Annotated in this window: 19 protein-coding genes and 2 pseudogenes; 8 read left to right on the top strand and 13 right to left on the bottom strand. The window is 60.8% G+C overall.

All coding sequences use genetic code 11. The features are described 5' to 3' along the window. Positions 1-105: 105 nt before the first annotated feature. The 4 genes from ACZYTC_RS33515 to ACZYTC_RS33500 all read right to left on the bottom strand — a co-directional run bounded on the left by ACZYTC_RS33515 (position 106) and on the right by ACZYTC_RS33500 (position 4,680). On the bottom strand, positions 106-1,110 hold the full coding sequence (locus ACZYTC_RS33515; RefSeq protein WP_441774268.1) for an ABC transporter permease: 1,005 nt from the start codon (positions 1,108-1,110) through the stop codon (positions 106-108). Continuing rightward, a complete protein-coding gene (locus ACZYTC_RS33510; RefSeq protein WP_441774267.1) occupies positions 1,107-2,111 on the bottom strand; it encodes an ABC transporter permease in 1,005 nt (334 codons plus the stop codon). Before ACZYTC_RS33510 ends, ACZYTC_RS33515 begins: the two co-directional genes overlap by 4 nt. Further along, complete coding sequence (locus ACZYTC_RS33505; RefSeq protein ID WP_488991707.1) at positions 2,104-3,639, bottom strand: sugar ABC transporter ATP-binding protein; 1,536 nt, start codon at positions 3,637-3,639, stop codon at positions 2,104-2,106. The genes ACZYTC_RS33510 and ACZYTC_RS33505 overlap by 8 nt, the downstream gene beginning before the upstream one ends. An 87-nt stretch (positions 3,640-3,726) precedes the next feature. Beyond that, positions 3,727-4,680 carry a substrate-binding domain-containing protein gene (locus ACZYTC_RS33500; protein ID WP_488991706.1) on the bottom strand — a complete coding sequence of 318 codons (954 nt, stop codon included), beginning with the start codon at positions 4,678-4,680 and terminating at the stop codon, positions 3,727-3,729. Between the two features lie 239 nt (positions 4,681-4,919). On the opposite strand from ACZYTC_RS33500, the gene ACZYTC_RS33495 reads away from it, so the two are divergent. Continuing rightward, positions 4,920-5,960 carry a LacI family DNA-binding transcriptional regulator gene (locus ACZYTC_RS33495; protein ID WP_488991685.1) on the top strand — a complete coding sequence of 347 codons (1,041 nt, stop codon included), beginning with the start codon at positions 4,920-4,922 and terminating at the stop codon, positions 5,958-5,960. Positions 5,961-6,027: 67 nt separating this feature from the next. Here ACZYTC_RS33495 and ACZYTC_RS33490 read toward each other — a convergent pair. After that, positions 6,028-6,279 (bottom strand): annotated as a pseudogene (locus ACZYTC_RS33490) (hypothetical protein); the annotation flags it as partial. Positions 6,280-6,330: 51 nt separating this feature from the next. On the opposite strand from ACZYTC_RS33490, the gene ACZYTC_RS33485 reads away from it, so the two are divergent. After that, complete coding sequence (locus ACZYTC_RS33485) at positions 6,331-6,822, top strand: hypothetical protein (protein WP_441774302.1); 492 nt, start codon at positions 6,331-6,333, stop codon at positions 6,820-6,822. Positions 6,823-6,970: 148 nt separating this feature from the next. Here the strand turns inward: ACZYTC_RS33485 and ACZYTC_RS33480 are convergent, their stop codons facing one another. Further along, positions 6,971-8,386: an aldehyde dehydrogenase family protein gene (locus ACZYTC_RS33480; RefSeq protein WP_441774265.1), complete on the bottom strand. Its 1,416-nt coding sequence runs from the start codon at positions 8,384-8,386 to the stop codon at positions 6,971-6,973. Positions 8,387-8,490: 104 nt separating this feature from the next. Between ACZYTC_RS33480 and ACZYTC_RS33475 the strand changes: the two genes are divergently transcribed. Together ACZYTC_RS33475 and ACZYTC_RS33470 are read left to right on the top strand one after the other, a co-directional pair. Continuing rightward, on the top strand, positions 8,491-9,438 hold the full coding sequence (locus ACZYTC_RS33475) for a LysR family transcriptional regulator (RefSeq protein ID WP_434961229.1): 948 nt from the start codon (positions 8,491-8,493) through the stop codon (positions 9,436-9,438). 494 nt (positions 9,439-9,932) lie between these two features. Then, positions 9,933-10,946, top strand: coding sequence for a methyltransferase (locus ACZYTC_RS33470; RefSeq protein ID WP_441774264.1), 1,014 nt, complete (start codon positions 9,933-9,935; stop codon positions 10,944-10,946). Between the two features lie 262 nt (positions 10,947-11,208). Here ACZYTC_RS33470 and ACZYTC_RS33465 read toward each other — a convergent pair. From ACZYTC_RS33465 to derI, 7 genes and pseudogenes are all read right to left on the bottom strand, one after another. Beyond that, positions 11,209-11,895, bottom strand: a pseudogene (locus tag ACZYTC_RS33465) (COG4280 domain-containing protein); the annotation flags it as partial. A 789-nt stretch (positions 11,896-12,684) separates the two neighbouring features. Next, a complete protein-coding gene (locus tag ACZYTC_RS33460; protein WP_441774263.1) occupies positions 12,685-13,629 on the bottom strand; it encodes a carbohydrate kinase family protein in 945 nt (314 codons plus the stop codon). Positions 13,630-13,678: 49 nt separating this feature from the next. Further along, positions 13,679-14,710, bottom strand: a complete 1,032-nt coding sequence (locus tag ACZYTC_RS33455; protein ID WP_441774262.1) for an ABC transporter permease — start codon at positions 14,708-14,710, stop codon at positions 13,679-13,681. Beyond that, the gene (locus tag ACZYTC_RS33450; RefSeq protein ID WP_441774261.1) at positions 14,707-16,275 is read right to left on the bottom strand and encodes a sugar ABC transporter ATP-binding protein; all 1,569 of its coding nucleotides are present in this window, start codon (positions 16,273-16,275) and stop codon (positions 14,707-14,709) included. Before ACZYTC_RS33450 ends, ACZYTC_RS33455 begins: the two co-directional genes overlap by 4 nt. An 84-nt stretch (positions 16,276-16,359) precedes the next feature. Further along, positions 16,360-17,358, bottom strand: a complete 999-nt coding sequence (locus ACZYTC_RS33445) for an autoinducer 2 ABC transporter substrate-binding protein (protein WP_441774260.1) — start codon at positions 17,356-17,358, stop codon at positions 16,360-16,362. A 91-nt stretch (positions 17,359-17,449) separates the two neighbouring features. Further along, positions 17,450-18,439, bottom strand: a complete 990-nt coding sequence (locus ACZYTC_RS33440; protein WP_441774259.1) for an ABC transporter permease — start codon at positions 18,437-18,439, stop codon at positions 17,450-17,452. 161 nt (positions 18,440-18,600) lie between these two features. After that, positions 18,601-19,056 (bottom strand): D-erythrulose-4-phosphate isomerase, encoded by a 456-nt coding sequence (gene derI, locus ACZYTC_RS33435; RefSeq protein WP_434961235.1) that lies wholly within the window; start codon positions 19,054-19,056, stop codon positions 18,601-18,603. Positions 19,057-19,235: 179 nt separating this feature from the next. Between derI and ACZYTC_RS33430 the strand changes: the two genes are divergently transcribed. From ACZYTC_RS33430 to ACZYTC_RS33415, 4 genes are all read left to right on the top strand, one after another. After that, positions 19,236-20,714, top strand: a complete 1,479-nt coding sequence (locus ACZYTC_RS33430) for a sugar ABC transporter ATP-binding protein (protein WP_488991684.1) — start codon at positions 19,236-19,238, stop codon at positions 20,712-20,714. A gap of 44 nt (positions 20,715-20,758) precedes the next feature. After that, positions 20,759-21,763, top strand: a complete 1,005-nt coding sequence (locus ACZYTC_RS33425) for an ABC transporter permease (RefSeq protein WP_434961237.1) — start codon at positions 20,759-20,761, stop codon at positions 21,761-21,763. Positions 21,764-21,845: 82 nt separating this feature from the next. Continuing rightward, positions 21,846-22,838, top strand: a complete 993-nt coding sequence (locus ACZYTC_RS33420; RefSeq protein WP_434961238.1) for a substrate-binding domain-containing protein — start codon at positions 21,846-21,848, stop codon at positions 22,836-22,838. A gap of 57 nt (positions 22,839-22,895) precedes the next feature. Beyond that, positions 22,896-23,669: a GolD/DthD family dehydrogenase gene (locus tag ACZYTC_RS33415; protein ID WP_434961239.1), complete on the top strand. Its 774-nt coding sequence runs from the start codon at positions 22,896-22,898 to the stop codon at positions 23,667-23,669. Positions 23,670-23,680 lie beyond the last annotated feature (11 nt).

The following is a 23,680-nucleotide window of genomic DNA, read 5'->3' as shown; positions in this document are numbered from 1 at the left end:
TCCAATATGATGGGAAGCGCTGTTGGCACGACGACGACTGGGGCAGTTCTCCGGCGAACGGCCCCTCGACAGCCGGGCGTGACGAGTGAGCATGGTCGGGCGAGTTCATCGTCTCATGAACATGAATGGCGGGAAGCCGTTCGCCCAGATCGAGCGCACGACCATGACCAGTAGCAGGAAGCCGCCCCACAGCGCGGTCGCCAAGTGCTGGTTGGCACCCAGCGAGTTCAGGCCCGAGGCGATCACCTGCAGGATGACGAGCGAGATCGCGACCGGCAGTACACGACCGAAACCTCCGTTCGGAGAAACGCCGCCGAGGAAGCATCCGAGCACGGTGATGAGCAGGTAGGCCTCGCCGTGCCCAACGCGCACCGAGTTGAAGCGAGACAGCATGACGATACCGGCAAGACCGCACATGAGGCCGGACAACGTATAGATCAGCGTGAGCGAGCGGTGCGTCGAGATGCCCGAATAGCGCGTCGCCTCGAGATTCGAGCCGATCATCCTGGTCGCGAAGCCGAGGCGGGTCCGCGACATCACGACATACCAGATCAGTACCGCTGCGACGAAGACGAACACCGGTGCCGGTATGCCAAGCAGGGTTCCCTGCCCTATCGCCTGGACGGCATCGGGCATGCCCGAGATGTCACCGCCGCGAGTCAGAAATTCACCGAGGCCCCGCACGAAGATCATCATCGAGAGCGACACCAGGATCGGATGCGCCCCGGTGGTGGCGATGATCAGGCCCATAAGCCAGCCGATCGCCGCTCCCGTCGCCAGCGCCGCCAGGATGCCGAGCGCGATGGCAAACGGCCCGGCATCGACGCCGCCGAAGGCGTGCAGAACCGCCGCCATTGCGAGTCCCGACAGGTTGGCGGTGAAGGTGACGGAGAGGTTGAAGCCGTTGGAGATGATCGGCATCAGCATCGCCAGCGTCAGGAGCCCGAGTTCGGGTAGCTGGAAGGCGATCGAGGTGAAGGTCGTGCCGCTCAGGAAGCTCGGCGACGACACGCCGAAGACAAGACAGACGAAGACCAGCAGGGCAAGAAGCGCTCCGATTTCGGGATCGAAGAGCCGGTTCGTGCCGCTCGTCTTGTTTTGAGTGGTCACTGGGCCGTCCTCCGCGTCGGCGCAGCGCGCCAGTTTCCGATGAGTTTGCTGACACCCTCGCTCGAAAGCGTGATGGCGACGAGGATGATCACGCCGATGATCATCTTGAAGGCATAAGGCGAGATGCCGAGCAGGTTCAGGCCGTTCTGCGTCATCGCCACAAGGATGATGCCGAGGATGACGCCGAGGATCGAGCCGCGCCCGCCACCGAGCCGCGCGCCGCCGAGAACGACCGCGGCGAGTACATCGAGTTCGCGACCGTAGAGCGCGGTGGGGACGACCTCCTGCGCGTAGTGCGCTTGCATGAGCCCCCCGATGCCCGCCATGAGGCCGAGCCAGCCGAAGGCGAGATAGTGCATGGCGCCGAGGCTGACGCCGATGCGCCGCGCACCCTCGGTATTGTCGCCCATCGCGTAGAGCTGCCGCCCGGTGCTGGTCCGCCTGAGAAGCAGCCAGGTGGCAACGACACACGCGGCCATCACCGCCACCAGGATCGTGATTTCCGCGCGGCCGTCGGCGGTATCCAAGCTGATGATCGTGATCCGATCGGTCAGCCAGTCTGGAAGGTCGTAGAGCGACGAACCGCCGGTGAAGAACATCAGCAGGCCGAAGAAGAGATTATAGGTCGCAATCGTCACGACGATCGAAACGATGCGGAACCGATAGATCCAGAAAGCATTGAAGCAACCGAGCGCCGAGCCGATGGCGCCCGCCAGAATGAAGCCGAGCACCCAGTTTCCGCCGCCAACGGCCCCTAGGGCGAGCACCGTGAGATATTGGACGATCGACGCGGCGACGGCGAACGAAATATCGATGCCGCCTGCAATCAGCACCACCAGCAGGCCGACGCCGAAGATAATGTTGACCGAACTCGCGTTTAGGAGATCGAACAGATTGGACAGTGTCAGGAAAGTCGAGGTCGAGACACTGAGAAATGCGCCCATGACGAGAATCACGAGAATGAGCCAGCGCTCGGTAGAGCCGATGCCGAGGCTACGCATGAACGGCCTCCTCAATTGCGTCGATTTCAACGTCCTGCGGCCGATATTGGCCGACGATCTGGCCGTCACGCATGTGCAGCACCACGTCCGAGTTGAAATAGACTTCCGGAATTTCATCGGAGATGAGCAGGATCGCCATCCCCTCGTCGGCAAGCTGGCGCACGATGTTGAAGATGCCAGCGCGAGCACCGACATCGACGCCGACCGTCGGCGAGTCGAGGATTAGCAGGCGGGGCTTGGTCGATAGCCACTTGGCGAGGACAACCTTCTGCTGGTTGCCGCCGGAGAGGGTCGAAATGGCATTGCCCGGCTTGCCGATCTTGACGCCGAGATCCCTGATCCATTTGCTGACCAGCGTATCCCGTTTCCTGAAAGACAGAAGCGGCTTCGGATCGAGCAGGGTATCGAGGACCGAGATGACGGCGTTATCCTCGATCGATTGCGGCTGGATCAGTCCCAGCGTCAGCCGATCTTCCGAGACATAGGCGACGCCGGCATCGATAGCGTCTCGATTGCTGGCGAAGCGGATGGGCTTGCCGTCGAGACGTATGTCGCCTTGGTCCGGCTGTGTCATGCCGAACAGGCTCAGCGCGAATTCCGTGCGGCCCGACCCGAGCCGCCCGGTCAACCCGACGATCTCACCTTCGCGGACCGTCAGCGACACGTCCTTGTATTCGCGGCCCTGTGACAGGCCCTTGACTTCGAGCACCGGCCTCTTGGCCGAGAGATCGCGGCGGCTGACGGCATAGTCGAAGGTCTTGCCGGTCATGAGTTCGGTGAGCCGGGTCTGGGTCATGCCGGCGGTCGGAAATGTTCCGACGAGCTTGCCGTCCTTGATCACCGTGACGCGGCTGCAGACATCGAGCACCTCAGCGAGCCGATGGCTCACGAGCACGACCGATATGCCTTCGGCGGAAAGGCGCCGGATGATGTCGAGCAGCGCTTCGGTCTCGGCGTGGCTCAGCGATGCGGTCGGCTCGTCCATGAAGACGAGCGTGGCCTCGGTCACCAGCGCACGGGCAACGGCCACGATCTGGCGCTGGGCGATCGGCAGTGTGCGTAGCGGCGCGTCGAGATCGAGCGTGACGCCGAGGCGCTTGAGGATTCTCTGCGCGTCGGCGCGCATCGCACCGTAATTCACGAGGCGCGGACGGCCGCCGAGATTGCGCTCGAAACCGATGTTCTCCGCCACCGACATTTCGGCGAACAGCGCAAGATCCTGCCAGATGACTTGAATCCCGAGGCCGCGCGCACCGGCCGGGCTCAGGTCGGCAATCGGGCGCCCCATGAAGCTCATCACCGCCCCGGGCTCGGGCTGATACACGCCGGTAATGATCTTGATCAGTGTACTCTTTCCGCAGCCATTCTCGCCTGCGAGGCACAGAACCTCTCCCGGCATGATGTCGAAGCGGACGTCATCGAGCGCTTTGATACCACCAAACTGTTTGGAGACATGCTCGATTTTCAGCAAGGGAACAGCGGGCGCCGCCGCGGACTCTCCTGCCGCAGTTGCATGGACATTGGCCATTGTCTGAAAGCTCACGGAATGAGGGCTTCATCGGGAGCACACCCGGCGGCGACACCGGGTGTGTTTCCAGGCAAATACGTCGAGGGGTCAGAGGCCCATCTTCGCCAGATCGTCGATCGTGTCCTTGTTGAGCTCTACCAGTTCGTTCACAATAAGATTGTGGCCATCCGGATGCACGACACCGAGACCGGGAATATTGCTCCCGTCCTTGATCGGCTCGCCCTTGGCAACCATCTGGCCGAGGGTGACAAAAATCTCTCCCGCGAGCGCCGGATTCCACATGAAACCACCGGTCAAAACACCATCATGCACGAGCTTCCGGCCCTGGCCAGGCGAGAACGGGCCGAGCACCAGCACTTTGCCGTCGAGATGCTTCTCCTTCACCGCGCGCGCCGCCCCGATCGGGCCCTGGCTGCCAAAGGCGAGGAAAGCCTTGAGGTTCGGATTGGCGCGAATCAAGTCGAGAGCCGTGCTCCGCGATTGATCGACGTTCTCCGCCACACCGTACCGGTCGCCGACCACCTTCATGTCGGGTGCGTTCGCCTTGATATAAGCAATCGCCGCATCGGCCCAGGCGTTGTGCAGCGGCACTGTGAGCGATCCGACGAACACCGCATATTCGCCCTTGCCGCCCAGCGCGTCCACGAGACGCTTGCCGTAGGCCTCGCCGAAGCCTTTCGCGGACGCCAGCTCGAAGTCGTAGTCGGCGTTCTTTTGCTTCGGTGACTCGTGGGTGATCACCTTGATGCCCGCCTTGCGGGCGCGGTCGAGCACGGGCTCGAGCACCTCGGCATCGTTAGGAACGACACCGATAACATCGACTTTCTTGGCAATTAGATCCTCGATCGCACGAACCTGCAGGGCCGGGTCGGCGCTGGTAGGGCCGACCATGAAAGCGTCGACGCCGAGCTCGGCCGCCTTCTTTTTGATACCGGCCTCCATGGCATTGAACCACGGAATACCACCGATCTTCACCACTACGCCGATGACCGGCTTGTCCGCCGATGCGCGGGCGCCACCGAGCACGCCCGGTATCAGCAAGCCGCCAACCCCGAGGGCCGAGCCAGAGAGAAAGGTGCGGCGGCTGATCTTCGACGCACGGATGGAGTCAGAATGCGAAGTCACGAGAGTCCTCCCAATTTGTTTTGCCGGCGACGGCGTTAGCTGCTCCCGAAGCCTTTCTTAGCTAAATCCATTCAGCACAGATTGTCAAGATAGCTGAAAGGATTTAGCATGCATTTTCAGAAAGTACCGAACTCGATATAGCCAGCGAGGGGACGATGGCGCGCTCGCCAAGCACACGTAGATCCACCATCTATGACATCGCCAAGGCGACCCAGGCCTCCCCGTCCACGGTGAGCCTCGTGCTCAACGACAGTTGGAAGCGCTATCGCATCAAGGAAGAAACCGCCAAGCGCGTGCTGAAGGCAGCCCAGGAACTCGGCTACGCCGTCAACATGAAGGCCAGGGGCTTGCGCCTGTCGCGCTCCGGCCTTGCCGGCATGATCATCCCCCATTACCGCAACCGCTTCTTCGCCGGCCTTGCCGAGGCTTTCGAGGCTGATACGCGCCAGCGCGGCCTGTGCCCCATTGTGGTGAGCACGCGGCGCGACGAGGAAATCGAGGCCAGCGTCACCAGTACCTTGCTGTCCCAACAGGTCGAGTTCCTGTTCATCGCCGGCGTGCGCAACACGAAGCCGCTCAATGCCCTGTGCCGGGCTGCGGGCATTCCTTGCGTCAATCTCGACTTACCCGGCAGCGATGCGCCCTCGGTGGTCACCGACAATTACGGGGGTGCGCGTGCCCTCACCGAAAAACTGATCGCCAAACTACGAAAGCGTCGGAAAGCACCGCGTGACCTGCTCTTTCTCGGCGGCGTTGCCGGAGAGCATGCCACCGACCGCCGTATCGACGGCTTTCGCGACGCCGTGGCAGCCAATGGGCAGGAAATAGTGCTTGAAGTCGCCTGCTGCGGCTATCGTCCTTCATCGGCTCGGGAAGCCCTCACTGCTCACTTCGAAGCGCTCGGCCGCATGCCGGACGGCCTCTTCATCAACTCCATCACCTCTTTCGAAGGGCTCGTGCAATTCTCCCTGCAGGTACCGCGCCAAGCCATGCGCGAGGTCAGCACGGTGTGTTCCGACTGGGATCCGTTCGCAGCCCACCTGCCCTTCGACGTGATTATGACACGTCAGAACGTCGAGACCATCATCGCCGAGGGCTACGCGCTGGTGGACAATTATGTTCCGGGCGAGAATCCGATGGTGGTGGTGCCACCGGAATTCGCACCGAGCTCGGAGCGGGAAAGCAATTGGCGCTGAGGAGAAAGGGCTAAGAGGCGGACGGCTAAGAAGTTCTCACCTACGCCAAGGGCAATCCGGGCGTTCGCTAGATCTTCAAGAAAGTCGCCCGTGAAGTAGTCGCGTTCAGGCGGGTGCAGTTGACTGCGCGTGCTCGTGAGCCGCCGAGCGCGGCCAGGAAGAGGGCGCAAAGCAGGCAGAGCCATTTAAGGAGCAGGCTGAAGTTGTAGCGTGCGGCGGCGAGAACGGCGTTGGGGGCGTCGCCTGAGGAATGGGCGAGGAAGTTGCGACCCATGCGGTGGTCACTCTTGCAGTGGCCGATGACGGGTTCGATCGCGGCGCTTAGCGTCGGAAGGCGCTTTGGTTCTGTTGCAGACGTTTCGGTAGTAGGCTGTCGGCCCAAGGGGTAGAGGCAGCAGCCGATACCGTCAACGTCGTCTCTCCCGAGACCTATATCGGCTATGAGCGTGCGGACAATTTCTTGTCGCCGTCGGGGATGATCGTCAACAAACCGCGGGTCTATGCCAAAGCCGGTAGTCTCGACATCAATCAGTGGACGCTCAGCGGAAATTGGACGGTCGAGAAAGAGAGCGCCTCTCTCAATGCCGCCAACGGTGGCATCACCTTTCGCTTCCATGCTCGTGACCTGCATCTGGTTCTCGGTCCTGGCGCCGACAGCAAGCTTGTACGTTTTCGGGTGCTGATCGACGGCAAGGCACCGGGTGCGGCTCACGGAGTAGATATCGATGCCGAGGGTAACGGCACAATCGTTGGCCAGCGCCTCTACCAACTGGTTCGACAAGATGAGCCGATTGGCGATCAAACGTTCCAGATCGAGTTTCTCGATCCGGGCGCCCAGGCCTTTGCGTTTACCTTTGGCTGAGGCACGCCTGAGCCTCATGCCGTTGTGGGGGCAGAAAGGCAGAAGCCCCCACAAGACAGCGTCTGCGCCGCCGGCCGACTCGACCAAGCCATCGCTTTGCATCAGTGACGGAAGGAGGACCGCACCTTCCCTCGAAAGTCGGTAGGCTTCAGGTGATGATCGCGCGGGGTTCGAGGAAGGCTTCCAATCCGAATGGCCCGAATTCGCGGCCAATGCCCGACTGCTTGAACCCACCGAAAGGCGCAAGCGGCTCGTGCGGGGCGCCATTGATCGCGACACGTCCGGCCTCCAGTTGTCCCGCGACCCGGCGTGCCCGTTCCGGATCGGAAGACTGGACATAGGCCGCCAACCCGTAATCGGTGTCGTTGGCGATCGCGATGGCCTCTGCCTCGTCCCGATAGGAGATCACGCAAAGCACCGGTCCAAATATCTCCTCGCGCGCGATCCGCATCTGGTTGGTGACGCCTGTGAAGATGGTCGGGCGGACGAACCAGCCCCGATCAAGGTGATCGGGGCGCCCCTCACCGCCGATGAGCAATGTGGCTCCTTCTTCCTGCCCGAGCCGAATGTAAGACTGGACGCGTTCCCACTGTTTCAGGCTGACCATCGGGCCAATCTGGACGCCGGGATCATTGGCGGGGCCGACCTTCATCGCGGCGCCTGCCGCCTTCAGTCGCTCCAAAATCTCGTCGAGACGGCGTTCGGGCACGAGGATGCGCGTGCCGTCGATGCAGGCCTGCCCGCTGTTGCCGAAACCTGTCATCAGTACCTGCGGGATCGTGCGATCCAGATCGGCATCGTCGAGAATGATGGTCGGGCTTTTGCCGCCCAGTTCGAGTGTTACCCGCTTGATCGTCTGGGCCGCCGCAGCGAGGATCGCCCGGCCGCTGGCGGTGGAGCCGGTGAAGCTGATCTTTGCGATGTCCGGATGCGCGCTGAGGGCAGCGCCTGCCACTGAACCGATGCCATTGACAATGTTGAACACACCGCGCGGCAGTCCGGCCTCATGCAGGCATTGCAGGAGGAGTTGCGTCTGGAGCGCGCTCATCTCGGAAGGCTTGATGACGATCGTGGTGCCGGCCGCGATTGCGGTTGCGAGCTTGGAGCAGATGAAGCCGTAATTGCTGTTCCAGGGCGTGATCGCAGCGGCGATGCCGGATGCGCGCATCTCTACTTCCGCGCGACCGATGGTGCGGCGGAACTGATATCCCTCCAGTGTCTCCGCCATGTCGAGGAAAACGGACGCTGCATGCGGCACGGCAAAGCTTGTGAAAATGGCAGGTGCGCCATATTCCTCGGTCATCGTCGCGACGAGATCATCGCTGCGAGCGGCCACGACGGCGGAAAGCCGCTTGAGCATGGCGATGCGCTCGGCCTTCGACGTACGCGCCATGCCGGAAAAGGCGCGCTTGGCGGCAGCGACGGCCGTATCAACGTCACGCGCATCCGCGAGGCGGACGGTGCCGATCCGCTCCTCGGTGGCCGGATTGAACAAGGACGAGCGCTCCTCGCCCTGCGGCGTGATAAAGGCGCCATCGATATAGATCGTGTCGATATTGCGCATTGGAAAGGGCTCCATATTGAAGGCTGGTGAAGGCCTATATGTCCTACGACCACTGATCTGATAAGAAGGCCAAAGCGGGACAGTCTGATGAAGGATATCGCGCAATGGCAAAGGCCAGCCTGGTCGAACTGGAAGCGGTCGCTGCGGTCGCCCGCTCGGGCGGTTTCCGCGCTGCGGCGCGAGAACTCGGTATATCCTCTTCCGCGCTTAGCCACGCCATCGCGACACTGGAAGAAAGACTGGGCGTAAGGCTGTTCAACCGGACGACCCGTAGCGTCGCATTGTCACCGGCGGGGGAACAGTTCGTTGGGGAGATCACGCCGGCTCTGACGGCCATCGAAGACGCGATCGATCACGCCGGCGAACACAGTGCCGAGCCTACCGGCACGTTGCGCATCAACACCTCACTCGGTGCGGCAAGAATGTTCCTGACGCCATTGTTCCTCGAATATGCCAGCCTCTATCCCCGCGTGGAGGTGGAGATTGTCACAGAGGGCGCACTGGTCGACGTCACCGGGCAAGGCTTCGATGCCGGCATTCGCCTCGCCGAGGCAGTACCTCCCGACATGATTGCTGTCCCCATACTCCCGGAGATCCGCTCGCTGGTCGTCGGCACCCCCGATTATTTCAAGAGGCGGGGTGTGCCCAAGGTGCCGACCGACCTCAGCCGTCACCGCTGCATCCGTGCTCGTATGGCGAGCGGAAAGCTGTACCGCTGGGAGTTCGAGCGTCGGGGTGAAACCATGCTGATCGATGTGCCGGGTACGCTGACACTCGATGAAAGCAGCCTGATGCTGGAAGCGGCATTGGCGGGCGTTGGCCTGACTTATCTCGCCGAGCCGGTGGTCGCAGAATATATTGCCGCCCACCGACTGATGGTGGTTCTGGAAGACTGGACACCGCCCTATCCGGGGCCTTGCCTTTACTTCGCCGGACGCCGACATATTCCGGCCAGGCTCCGAGCCCTTATAGATCTCATTCGGGCGTGGCCATTGGCGAAGCGAACTGCTTCGACATCGCGAAGCCACGCGCCCCAGGAGCAATCGCTTTAGAGACGAACTTCCTCCAGCGCTGGACGCCATGCAACGTGATGGGATTGCCTTTCGATTCCGTAGTTACGTTTGGATTGCCGACCGCCTTCAATTGTTGCTGCCAGAAAACAAAAAGGCGAGAGTTTTATATCCAACCCTTACTTCTAGGTCACGCGCCATTCACACACCATAAATTTACTTTCTGTTAAAACAAACAATATCCTCATATATTCAAATAAAAAATATAGTAATCACACACAATATTGCCCTCAAGGATAATTTTAGTCCACGCCAACACATCTATATTATTCTAAATTATTTTTATTTCACGCGCATACGGCTTTTAATTATTTCACAAAACTACAAAATACCTTATCATCTTTGCACGGCGCTAGGATGTCGTCGGCAACCGCCGGCACCTGATCACGATCCGCATCCAAGGATGCTCGTTCCTATTCTTTCCGTCTCTACCGTTCGACAGCAGTCCAACGACACAAACCATGGGGGGACAAACGATGGGCGCGACGACACCAGACAATATCATGCAGCTCGGCATGGGCTTCTGGGCCTCCAAGACATTGCTCAGTGCGGTCGAACTCGGTGTCTTCACAGAACTCGCTACGGGACCGGCCGATCTGCCGACGCTGCAGACCAAGTTGAAATTGCATCCCCGTGCGGTTCGCGATTTCCTCGATGCCCTGGTGGCTCTTGGGATGCTTGAGCGCGACGATGGCATCTATCGCAATTCCCCCGATACGGATCTCTTCCTCGACAAAGCGAAGCCGTCCTATATCGGCGGTATCCTCGAAATGGCCAATGCCCGGCTCTACGGTTTCTGGGGCTCGCTTACCGAGGCCCTGCACACAGGCGAAGCCCAAAACGAAGGCAAACACAGCGAAGACTTCTTTGCGGCCCTCTACGCGGAACCCGAGCGCCTGAGTGGCTTCCTCAAGGCCATGAGCGGTATCAGCGCCGGCGCGGCACATACGATTGCAGCCAAGTTCGATTGGTCGAAATATGCGACTTTTGCCGACGTGGGTGCAGCGCAGGGCATGGTGCCCGTGGTGGTCGCGCGGAGCCATCCGCATCTGCGCGCGATCGGCTTCGATCTGCCCGCCGTACAGCCGATATTTGACGAATTCGTCGCGCAACAAGGACTCACCGAGCGCATACGCTTTCAGGCTGGCAGTTTTTTCGATGGACCCATGCCGAACGTGGATGTGATCGTGATGGGACATATCCTGCACGACTGGGACCTCGCCCAGAAGAAGCTGCTAATACAAAAAGCCTTCGCCGCCTTGCCGAAAGGTGGCGCCCTGATCGTCTACGACGCCGTCATCGATGACGAACGCCGCAAGAATGCCTTCGGCCTTCTGATGAGTTTGAACATGCTGATCGAAACTCGTGGGGGCTTCGACTATACTGGTGCGGACTGCCAGACTTGGATGCGAGAAGCAGGCTTCGTGTCCACACGCGTCGAGCCATTGCTGGGACCGGATTCGATGGTGGTCGGATTCAAGCCTGAATGAACCCCTCCAAATGGCGCGCGGGATCTGGATCGGCGCGGTGATGTGGCTCGAGTTGCCTGCCGCACTCACGATGTTCAGCAGATGTTTCGCTACGAAGCGGACATACGATCGGAACTATAAAAAAGCGCCTGCGCGACGAACGTGTCGAGGCTCCCATCTGGCTGGTTCGGAAAAGACCGGAGGAATTTGATCGGCAGGAGATTGGTGAGCGCGAGGAAGCGATCGGTCGTTCCATAAGGCCGATATGCGAAAAAGGCGCCTGCAACAGGCCAAGCAATCGCAGGACCGAGCCCGGCCACGGTACCCCCATGCCCTCACCCGTCCAGAAGACACCGAATGCTTAAAGCATCACGCCGACACCAAACTTCAGGGTATTCTCCGGAACCTGGGCGAGAGGCTTTCGCAGCAGCAACCCGATTGCGAGTACCACCAAACACGCAGCGAGCGCTCCCAAGGCAGCGGGAAGCAGCAGGCCACGCCCAGCACCAACGGCTATGACGATAAAAACCACCTCAAGGCCTTCGAGAAGAACAGCCTTGAAGGCCGTCAACCCTGCGATCCACGAGAGGGCTTCACGCCCGGAAGCGGCCGCCAGCCGAGCGGATTCCGATTCAAAAATGGCGTCCTCATCATGCAACGGGATGATGTCGGCACTCCGCAGGATAGCCTTCCGCAGCCACCCCATGCCGAACAGCAAGAGGAGAATACCGATGACAAGCTGCAGAACCTGAAGCGGGATAAGACCTATCAAAGGGCCGAAGACAGCGATCAGCAGGCCAAGGACGACAAGGGCGGCCATTGTACCGATTAAAGCCGGACGCCACCCCCGCAAGGTGCCTACCGCCAAGACGATGGTGAACGCTTCGACCACCTCGACGACGGAGGCGAGGAACGCGGCACCTAGCGCGGGTGCCGCGACACCTAGGGAAACCAATTCCAATATTGCCATCGCTGAAAAGGAACTTTCTCGACCTGCCGTAGACACCGCCTCGCCGCGAGCCATGGTAGAAGGGGTTGCCTTAGCTGAGAATTAGAAGGACCGGCCGCGGGCCGGTGACAGCCGTGCCGAGCGACGCGGCGAGAAAGCGTCGCCTCCGGCAAGCCTGATCCTCAGATTCAAGCGATCGCCTGCCTCGTGATTGGCGAAGAATACATCCGAAATGGACGTTGCTTCGGTGAAAGTCCGCAAAAACAGAAGGGATCAGACAGGCTCACGGTGACCTGCTCCCCTGGAAAGTCCTCGCCTTGAGGTTAGCCTGCTCTCTGACAGAGGAGACGGGCCATGAAACGATCGAGGTTTTCGGACGAACACATCATCGGCATCGGGCGCCTCACGGCAGGGTGTCCGTGTTGACGGTCTTTGCGTTGCAGGATTTGGAGAAGGATCGCCCGGCTCTATCAGCGGCCTAGCGGCGGCGTTTGACGTTGCCCTAAACGCGCTGGCATGCACGAAGCACCGGGCGACAGCCCTTGATCAGGTCGAACGCAGGATGGGTCGAGGCCGTTTCGATCATGCAGACCGCTGGCCAGAGCGGCGCGGAATTATATCGCCCCGCCTGCGCGGCAGGCGCGGGGTCGTCGTTCTGCAGATCTTCGCTGGTGGGGATCCAAGCCTCGCGGCTGCGCTTTCGGCAAAAGCCCCCCTGCTCGCCCGAACGAAGCGCATCCTTGACTGAGCCTGCCGCCGGCCTCCGGGATCATGAAGGGCCGGATTTCCGGCATGTTTCCTTTTCAGTCTTCAATGTTTGATCGGCATGGTGTTCATGAAGGCCAATGTGTCCTCGAACGACCGAATGCCTGCATCGGAGCCGAGACCCGTCGCCACCAGTGCCGCCGATGCCTGGGCAAAGTTCAAAGCGGTCTTCAGGTCCATCCTGCGATGCAGGGCCGTGATGAAACCAGCATCAAACGCATCGCCGCACCCGGTCGTGTCCACGACCTCGATTTGGAAGGCCGGCTGGCGAACGATCTCGCCGTGAGCGTCCATGAAGCACACGCCATCACCGCCAAGCGTGAACACGCAATGTTTCACGCCGCGATCGAGGAAGAACCGGCCCGCACTCTCAATGCCGGACGCGCCGGAAATCTGCCGCGCTTCCTCGATGGAGGGCATGAAATAGTCGATATAGGGAAACAGGGGTGCGATAAGATCGAGCGTGCCGTCATTGGCACCGAGCAGGTCGAACGTTGTCGTCCGCCCACGCGCTTTTGCCTCGGCCAGCAATTTGCGGCTCGGCTCGCCGTCGAGCTTGGCCAATAATCCGGTACCGCCAAGGTGAATGATCGCCGGAGCCAGCACCGCATCAAGATCGCTCTCGGCAATCTCGAAATGATCGGAGGCGCCTCGCGCATGGAGCGCCGGCCGGTCGCCATTGCGCCGAATATTCAAAATGGTCGACGATGTCTGCACACCTGTCAGGCGCTGCATCTGAGCCGTATCGACGCCGAAGCGCTGAAGTGTTGCAAGAACGAAATCGGCTTTCTCGTCGTCGCCCACGGCACCGACTGCGAGGCAATTCAACCCAAGCTTTGCAAGATCCACCACCGTCCCACCGGCGGTACCCGCAACCGTCAGCCTGATTTCGTCAATGAACTCCACATTGCCGCCAGGTGGAATGGCATCAACCGGCCGCCCGAGCACGTCGAGAATGTAAAGCCCAATGACTGACACATCATGAGACATGGAAACCTCTTGAAATAAGATACATGGGGGGCTGCGCTGCAGGCGCCTGCTAGCTGCGATTACGCAAGGCGAAAATGGTGCCTGCGATCAGGATGAAAATGCCGACGATGGCCAGTTGCAACGTGCTGGGAATACCCACGAAGATCAGTACGTTGCTGACCAGCGTTATCAACAGCACGCCGAGCAGGGTCCCAATCACCGATCCGGAGCCCCCCGTGATGCGTGCGCCGCCCAGAACGACGGCCGCGATGATTTCAAGCTCCATGCCGGCAAGATCGAACGGATTGGCGAGGCGATTGCTCGAAACGTGGATTACACCTGCAATGCCGGCGAGCAGCCCGGCATAGGCAAACACGAACACCCGCACGCGAAACAGATTGATACCCAGACGTTCGGCAATCGCGGAATTGCCACCGATGGCGAAAATGGCGCGGCCCATCAGCGTGCGTTCCAGGATGTACCACGTGATGAAAGCGGCAACGACCAGAACCAGAACCGTCGCCGGCAACACGGACACAACGCCATTCGAGGCGCGATGGGTGAACAGCGAAGCCTTGCCGAAAGCGTCCATCGCGGACGGGATGTTCATGAACAGAGCGGTCCCGATGAATGTCAGCAAGAAACTGCGGATGACATATTGGGTGCCGATCGTGACGATCAGCGACGGTGCCTGGAGTTTTTGTACGAGCAGCCCGTTTACGATTCCAAAGGCCGCACCGCCGAGAGCCGCAAGGATCAAGATGACCGTCATCGGCATGCCCGGGAACCAGTTCGTTACGACCATGGTCAGGACATACATCACGAAAGCGGCAATCGCCGTGAACGATACGTCGATGCCCCCGGAAGCCAGCACGACCAGCACCCCCATCGCGAACAGTCCGCGCACCACCGACGCGCGCAGTATGTCGACGATATTGCTCATCTGGAGGAAGTCGGGATTGGCGGCGATCACGACCAGGCAGGTCGCAATCGTCAGCACCAATGTGAAGAGTTCGGGCCGGCGCCCCATCAAATCCCACCAGCGGCGTGCGACGCCGCGGCGCTGGGGGGCGGTAGCGGTCGCGGATACAATCTCGGTCATTGCGCGATCTCCTTCGACGTGCCGGCCATGGACTGATAGATCGCGTCTTCAGTCAGCCCTTCGGCCTCGTGCGCGGCCACGATGCAGCCGTGGCGCATGACGAGAATGCGATCGCAATTCTGCAAAAGCTCCGGCAGGTCATCGCTGATGATGATGACGCCCATGCCCTCATCGGCCAGGCGCTGGATGATCCGGAAGATCGTGTCTTTCGATCCCACATCCACGCCAACGGTCGGCCCGTGCAGGATGAGCAGTTTCGGGTTGATGGTAAGCCACCGCCCGATGAGCACTCTTTGCTGGTTGCCGCCGGAAAGGGACTGCACCGGAACCGTTACATCCGGCGCGACGATCTGCAGGTCGGTAACACTGGCTTCCGCAGTGCGACGGGCGCTGCGGGAACTGAGGATGCCGAGCGCATTGCGCAGTCGATCCAGGATCGGCAGCGTTATGTTGTCCTGTATCGACTTTTCAAGAAACAGACCCTCGGTAAGGCGATCCTCGGGCACATAGCCAATACCATTTTGTATGGCTTGCAGCGTCGATTGGGGCGCGATCGTCCTGCCGGCCAAGCGTATCTTGCCGCCAACCGCCGGCTTCACGCCGGCCAGCGCGAGAGCGAGCTCGTTGCGGCCGGAATCCAACAGCCCCGTGACGCCCAGTATCTCGCCCTTTCTCACGCTCAGCGAGATATTTCGAAAAGCCCGGCCATCCTCGAGCTTCTCGACTTGGAGCAGAACGTCGCCAAGGTTGGGATCGGTGCGATAGCGTGTCTCGCCGATCTTGCGGCCCGTCATCCACTGACTGAATTCAGCCTTGCTGTGATCGGCGACATCGAGTTCGGCGACCTTCAGCCCGTCGCGCATGATGATTGCGCGGCCCCCGAGCAGTTTGCACTCGTCGAGCTTATGCGTGACGAACAAAACCGCGACACCTTTGGCGAGTAGCCGCTCGACAACGCCCAGCAAATTCTCGACTTCCTGCCGCGTAAGCGACGTCGTTGGCTCGTCCATGATGACCAGGCGCGCTTCGGACGCGATAGCGCGGGCGATGGCAATCAGCTGGCGCGTTGCAAGCGGCAGCGTGTCCGTGCGACGCGTGAGAAAATCACTACCGGTCGGAAGATGCACTTCCGCCAAGGCCCGGCGCGCCGTTTCATGAAGCGCCGTGACATTCAGTCTGCGAACCAGACGTCCCGACGCCTCGACGAGTTGCTCGGTAAACGCGACGTTTTCGGCAACCGAGAGGTTGGGCAGGAGCGACAGGTCCTGATAGACTGTTTCGATGCCGGCCCGTAGCGCCCCGATCGCGCCCAGATCTCCGGCTCTACTTCCGGTCGACTGGCCATCGATCAGAATTTGCCCCTCGTCGGCAAGCTGGGCGCCGGAAAGGATCTTGATCAGCGTACTCTTGCCGCAGCCATTCTCCCCCATCAGGTGATAGATCTGCCCCCCCTCGATCGTCAGGCTGACATCCTTCAGCGCCATAACGCCGCCAAAGGACTTCCTGACGTTTCTAACCTCGAGAAACGGCGGCAAAAGGCGCGGCGTAGGATCGGTCGCGTGCATGGCAAATTCCTAAAACTCCCCGATGCGCCTTCCAGGACGGGATCGACGCCCATCGGAAGACGCATCGGTGAGCGATGCTCGTTGTCAGAACGGGAACTGCTTGTAGTTGGACTTGTCGACATCCACCCAGGCCTGGCCCTGCATGATGATGCCCTTGCCCGGTCCCTTTATGACGGTCATCTTTTCATAGCCCGGCACGCCGAGATTGACCCCGTCCTTGATCTCTTCGCCCTTCAGGACCATCTCGGAGACCTTGTTCATGACGTAACCGGCGTCCTTGGGATCCCAGAAGAAGATCTGATTGACGGCGCCGCTTTCCAGATAAGGTCCGGTATCCTTGGGAAGGCCAAGGCCATAGACGCAGACCTTGCCCTGAAGGCCGGCTTCTTCCACAGCCCGGCCGATACCGATCACGTCAATGGCAGAGGAGCCCTGGAAACCCTTGATGTCCGGATATTTGCGCAAGATCTCCTTGGCCTTTTCATAGGCGCGATTGGCATCGTTGAAGGATTCGTTCTTGGCGGCAACCAGTTCCATGCCCGGATATTTCTTGGCGTTTTCCGCGCCGGCATCGACCCACTGATTATGCGTCAAGCTGCCCAACGAGCCGACGAAGGACGTCCATTTGCCTGACTTGCCCATGCAGGCGGAGAGCTTTTCGTTGATACGCGCACCAAAGGCCTTGTTGTCGAAGGCTTCGATGTCGACATCGGTATTCTTGAGGCTATCCCCCTCATGGGTGATGACCTTGATCCCGCGCTGAGAGGCCCGGCGAAGCACGCCTTCGAGTGCGGACGGGTCCATCGGAACAACTGCGATCGCCGATACTTTCTTCGCGACGAGATCTTCGATGATGCGGGCCTGCTGAGCCGCATCCGCCTTGGCGGGGCCGATCTGGTTGGCGCTTAAGCCGGGATTGTCCTTCCCAAACGCATCCACGCCTTCATTCATGCGGATGAACCAGTTTTCGCCGGTGACCTTGACCACCGTCACGATGGATGGCTTGTCCTGAGCGAACGAAGCCCCGGCCATCAACACGCCTGCCAGCATCGTACAAGCTGCCAGTTTGGTAATTTTGCTCATAGTTTCCTCCATTTTAAGCAAAATCGTTTTCTAAGATCGGCATTACCGGTTCTATGGGATCTTCACGGTGCCGAGCCGATCGCGAACCGAGCTATCGTCGCTTCGGCTTGAGCCAGACGCCCAGATGCATCCGTGAGAAGGCCAGGAGGGCCAACAGCAAGACGCCCCAGGCAAGGTCGCGGAAGAAATTCGAAATGTTCATGAAGTTGAACAGGCTTGAGAGAATCTGCAGCGCCGTCGCAGCCAGCAGCACGCAGATCACCTTGCCGTATCCACCTTCGGGCCTAACGCCGCCCAGAACGGCAATCAGAATGGCGATCAACACATAAGAGCCGCCGTAATCCCATTTCACCGAGGAATTGCGGGCCGCGATAATGACGCCGGCAACGGAAGACAGCACGCCGCAGAGGGTATAGGTAACAAGCAGCATGCGCTTTTCGTTGATGCCGCCATACCGTGCCGCCTTGGAATTACTTCCAAGCAACATGAGTTTCATGCCGAACGGCGTATATTTCAAGAGAAACGCCAGGCCGGCTGCAATTGCCAGAAACAACGCAAAGCACAGGGGAATGCCGAGTACCGGCATGTTGCCGAAATCATCCAGCGGCTCGATAAAGCCCATGGTGATCGCGGAGCCGTTGGTCAGGAACACCGCAATGCCGGTGAACAGCAGCTGCGTCCCCAGTGTGGCGATCAGGGGTGTGAGCCGCGCATAGGCGATCACGCTTCCATTGACGAAGCCGCCGAGCAGGCCCACGAGAAGCGCCAGACCGATGAAGCCCCAGAAGAACAGCAGCGGTGCGTCATCGGCCACGATGAAATGGCTTGTCACCTGAAAGGCTGCGATGCCGGCAAGGTTCGCCAGGGCGATGCCCGACAGATCGATGCCGCCATTGCCCGAGATCATGGCCAACATGACGCCCAGCGCCAGAAGGCCGAGTTCGGGAACCTGCGACGCCATGGATTGCAGATTGTAGCTGTCGATGAAACTGGAGCCCGCCAATAGAGCCCCGGCAGCGAGCACCGCGCAATTGATCAACAGCAGAAAGGGCGCCTGCCGGTTCAGGCTATATGACGACACTTTTTCCTCCCGTCTCCGAAGAGCATGTTTTACCGGCGAGGCCGGCCAAGTCCGCCGGCGGAGCAGCTTCTTTGTCGATTGCGCAATAGTCCATTGCCGCACTCCATCGTTCGCTATGACAAATGCGGATAGGTCAACTCACCCGCTGAGGTGCAGCAACCTCATGTATTGGATGCATTTCCCCTCCTCGCGTCCAAACGATCGATCGCCTTGACGTTGTCCGCCGATGGGCCGTTTGGATCGAAGCTGGATGCGAGGAAAACGTCGACGATGGCTTTAGCCAGTTCCGGGCCAATCACACGGGCGCCCATGGCAATAATCTGAGCATTGTTAGATCTTGCGGCTCGTTCCGCTGAATAGGTGTCATGGGTCAGGGCGGCGCGGATACCTGGCACTTTGTTCGCCGAAATCGACACGCCGATTCCGGTGCCGCAGAACAACAGTCCCCGATCGTATTCGCCGTTGACCACGCTTTCGGCGAGGACCTTTGAGATGTCGGCGTAGTAGCCCGGCCGGCTCAGATCCGTAACCGTAATGTCGCCCCTTCCGGCCAGATGATGCGCGATGACATCAAGCAGGGGCTTTCCCGCGCCATCCGCGCCGAGAGCAATCTTCATCGATGGTTCCCTCCCGAGACATGCCGGTGCCCGACGGCCACGGCTCTTGTTCGTTTTTGCAGTTATTGACATTTGTCGATCCTTATTTGACAATTGTCAATATCGACGCTCGAGCTTGGACCTCGTGACGTTGATGTGCCCCGCCGGCCAGGCGGCGTGCGCATATGAGGAGAGGAAGCGTGGATCTCTTGCTTGAGGTAGAGGGGCTCAAAAAGTCCTTCGGCGGCGTTGCTGCTTTGCGAAATGGCGCCTTCAAGCTCCATGCGGGTTCCGTCCATGCCCTGTGCGGCGGCAACGGCGCGGGCAAGTCCACCTTCCTGAAGATCCTGATGGGGCTGCATCGGAGAGACGCCGGCGCGATCCGCCGCCGCGGCAAGGCCGTGGAGTTCTCCGGTCCGGCCGAGGCGCTTGCCTCCGGCATTGCCATCATCGAACAGGAACTCAGCCCGGTTCCCCACATGACAGCGGCCGAGAACATCTTCCTCGGGCGCGAACCGTCGGCGCGCTTCGGCGGCATCGATTTCCGCAAGATGAACCGGGAGGCGCAGGCGCTGTTCGATCAGCTCGGCTTCAATATCCGTGCCAGCCAATACATGATGAATCTCTCGGTGGCGCAGATGCAACTCGTGGAGATCGCCAAGGCGCTCAGTCACGATGCCGAGGTCATCTTCATGGACGAGCCGACCTCCGCCATCGGCGAGAAGGAAGCTCAGCATCTGTTCTCGGCCATCGAGCAGCTCAAGGCCGCCGGCAAGGGTGTCGTCTATGTCTCCCACCGGCTGTCGGAAATCTTCCAGATCGCCGACTCCTACACCGTCTTCCGGGACGGCAGTTATGTCGGCAGCGGTGCCTTGGCCGATATCACCCGGCCCGAGCTGATCCGCATGATCGTCGGCCGGGAGCTCGGGGAAGAATACGTCAAGACCAACGTTCCCGACGACCACATCAGTTTCCAGGTTCGCGGCCTCACGGCTCCCGGTAAGATCGACGACATTTCATTTTCCGTGCGACGGGGCGAGATCTTCGGAATCTACGGTCTCATGGGATCAGGGCGTACGGAGATCTTCGACTGCCTGTTTGGCCTGAACAAGCCGACAGCCGGCAGCATCGCCCTGGACGGTCAGCCGCTCACCATTTCCCGTCCCGCCGATGCCATGCGCGCAGGCATCGCGCTCGTCACCGAGGATCGCAAGCTCACCGGCCTCAATCTCTCCGACAGCGTGCGCAACAACATCTGTCTGGCGAGCTTGCCGGAGTTGAGCCCGGGTTTCATCATGCAGCGCCGGCAGGAACGGGCCGCCTCGGCAGACATGATCGCGCGTTTCGGCATCAAAGCCGCGCGCGATACCATGCCGGTTTCCGGCCTGTCGGGTGGCAACCAGCAAAAAGTCGTGCTCGGCAAGTGGTTCTTGCGCCAGCCCAAGCTTCTCCTGCTGGACGAGCCCACGCGCGGCGTCGATGTCGGCGCCAAGCGCGAGATCTACCGCATCATCTGCGATTTCGCGGCGGCAGGCGGCACGGTCGTGATGATCTCATCCGAAATAGACGAAGTGCTCGGCATGTCCGACCGCATCCTGGTGATGCGGCAGGGACGGTCCGCCGGGATCCACCGGCGTGAAGAAACGGACGCGCAGTCGCTCGTGCATTTGTCCACCTGAGATCGGCGCCCCGGCGTATCGCCTGGCACAAAAAGGAAATCCACGTGTCCGCTAACGAGAATCCTTCGACCAGCATCTGGCCCGGCAGGGAGCATCGCCGGCTGATCGTCCAGGAATACGGCATCTTCATCGCCTTCCTGTTGCTTGCCCTGATCCTATCGGTCTCCAACCAGTACTTCCTCACCGCCGGCAACATCTCCAACGTGTTGTTGCAGACCGCCATCAACGGTGTGCTGGCGGTCGGCATGACTTTTGTCATCCTCACCCGAGGTATCGATCTGTCGGTCGGCTCGGTCGCGGCGCTCACTGGCATCATTGCCGCCAGCTTCGCCACCACCTCGGCAACGGCGGGCCTGCCGGGCGCGCCTTATCCGTTCTACCTCGCATTGGCTGCGGGCCTCCTCGTCGGTGTCGCCTGCGGCGCCGTGGCCGGTATCATCGTCTCGCGCTTTGCCGTCCCCGCCTTCGTGGCCACCCTCGGCATGCTTTCGGCAGCGCGTGGCCTGACGCTCATCTATGGCGGGGGCCGGCCCGTGCCTGCCCTCACGCCCGAATTCCGCTGGATCGGCACCGGCAACCTGTTCGGCATTCCTGCGCCGGTCGTCCTGCTCGCTCTGGTTTTCGCCCTCTCCTGGTGGGTACTGAACCGTACGCGCTTCGGCCGCTACATCTATGCGGTGGGCGGCAACCCGCATGCCGCCAAGACGTCAGGCATCAGCGTTGCCCGCATCCGTTTCAGCGTCTACGTCATCTCCGGCGGACTTTCGGGACTGGCGGGGATGATGCTGGCGGCCCGCACCGGTTCCGCCTTGCCCCAGGCCGGCATCGCCTACGAACTCGATGCCATCGCGGCCGTGGTGATCGGCGGGACCAGCCTGTCGGGTGGTGTCGGTCGTATCACCGGCACACTGATCGGCGCCCTGATCATCGGCGTGATGAACAACGGCCTCGATCTGATGGGCATCCAATCCTACTACCAGCAGGTTCTCAAGGGCGCCCTGATCGTCGGTGCCGTGATGCTGGATCAGAAGAGAAACCAGGGCGAGTAAGCCCGTGCCATCCGGACGCTCGCGCCCGCGATCCAGAACCGCGTGCCGTCATGGCTGCGGCAATTTTCGGAGGAGAACGACCATGAGGAAACTGCTTGTCGCCCTGGCCGCGGCCACGGCGTTGCTGGTGACGCCTGCCCTGGCGCAGGACAAGAAAATCAAGATCGGTGCGGCCCCCTACGGCCTCAACGCCGAGTTCATGCAGATCTGGACGGCAGCGCTGAAGGAGCATCCTGCCGTCAAGAATGGGGAGGTGGAACTGACCGTATTCGATGGGCGCTATGATGCGCTCGTGCAGCAGGAACAGTTCAACACGATGATCACGCAGAAATTCGACGCGATCATCTTCGTGCCCATCGACATCGAGGCCGGTGCCACCGCCGTCCAGGCCGCGCATGATGCCGGCATTCCCGTCGTCGGCTCGAACACACGCGTCCATTCCGACCTGTTGTCGTCCTATGTCGGCTCCGACGACACGGTCTCGGGCTATCTGGAAGCCAAGAGCGTGCTCGACAAGATCGGCTGCAAGGGCAATGTCGTCATCATCGAAGGCCCGATCGGCCAGTCGGCGCAGATCTCCCGTCTCGAAGGCAACAAGAAGGCGCTGGCCGAGTGCCCCAATGTGAAGATCCTCGAGGACCAGACCGCCAACTGGTCGCGCGCCGAGGCGCAGACCCTGATGGAGAATTGGCTGACGGCGCATCCCGGCCAGATCAATGGCGTCATCGGCCAGAATGACGAGATGGCGCTCGGCGCGATCGAAGCCATCAAGGCAGCCAAGCTCAATGTTAAGGACTTTGCGATTGCCGGCATCGACGGCGTCACCGATGCGCTCAATGCTGTCAAGCAGGGCACGATGACCTCGATCCTGCAGGACGCCCGCGCCCAGGCGCAGGGAGCCCTGGACCTTGCCATCTTCCAGGCAAGGAAGGGCAACTACAAGCCGCAATCCGATATCTGGGCCCAGTATCCCAGCATGCCGTTCAAGGATGGCAGCGCCAAGGAATACAACGTGCCGTGGACGCCCGTCACCGCCGACAATGTCGACAAGCTGCTCGCTGCCCGCAGCAAGTGATTTTTACGCGTGGGGCATCGCCTTGCCCCGCGCCTTCCGCCGCCAGGACCCATCGACATGACCGATATCGCGCCTCAAATCGACCTGACCTTCCCGCTCTCCGGCAAGATCGCCCTCATCACCGGAGCCGCCTCCGGCATCGGTGCGGCCATTGCAGGGGCTTTCGCCACCAAGGGGGTCCGGGTCGCCGTTCTCGACATCAACGCCGAACTTGCCGCCGCGAAGGCGGCGGAGCTTGGGAATGGCGCGCAAGCATTCGTATGCGATGTCACCGATCCTGCGTCCGTCAACGCCGCGATCGCGGGTACGAAGGCGGCTTTTGGCGGCATCGACATCGCGGTCAACAGCGCCGGTGTCGTGTTCCTGGCTCCGGCCGAGGATCTGTCCCTGGACCACTGGACCAGGACGATCGACATCAATCTCAAAGGCAGCTTCCTGGTCACGCAGGCTGTCGGCCGGGAAATGATCAGCGCCGGCAAGGGCGGCAGGATCATTAATCTCGCTTCGCAGGCGGGCACTGTCGCCATCGAGGAGCATGTGGCCTATTGCGCCTCGAAATTCGGCGTCATCGGCATGTCCAAGACCTTTGCGGCCGAGTGGGGCAAATACGGCATCACCGTCAACACGCTTTCCCCCACCATCGTGCTCACCGAACTGGGCAAAAAGGCCTGGGCGGGAGAGAAGGGCGAGGCCGCCCGAAAACGCATTCCCACCGGTCGATTCGCCTTTCCCGAGGAAATCGCGGCTGCGGCCGTTTTCCTCGCTTCCGCCGGTGCGGATATGATCAACGGCGCCGATCTACTAATCGATGGCGGCTACACGATCCTTTGAGCCGAAGCGCT

Source organism: Labrys sp. F242 (assembly GCF_057813875.1).
Note: the sequence above shows the minus strand (reverse complement) of the source record. Positions and strands in the feature narration are given on the sequence as shown.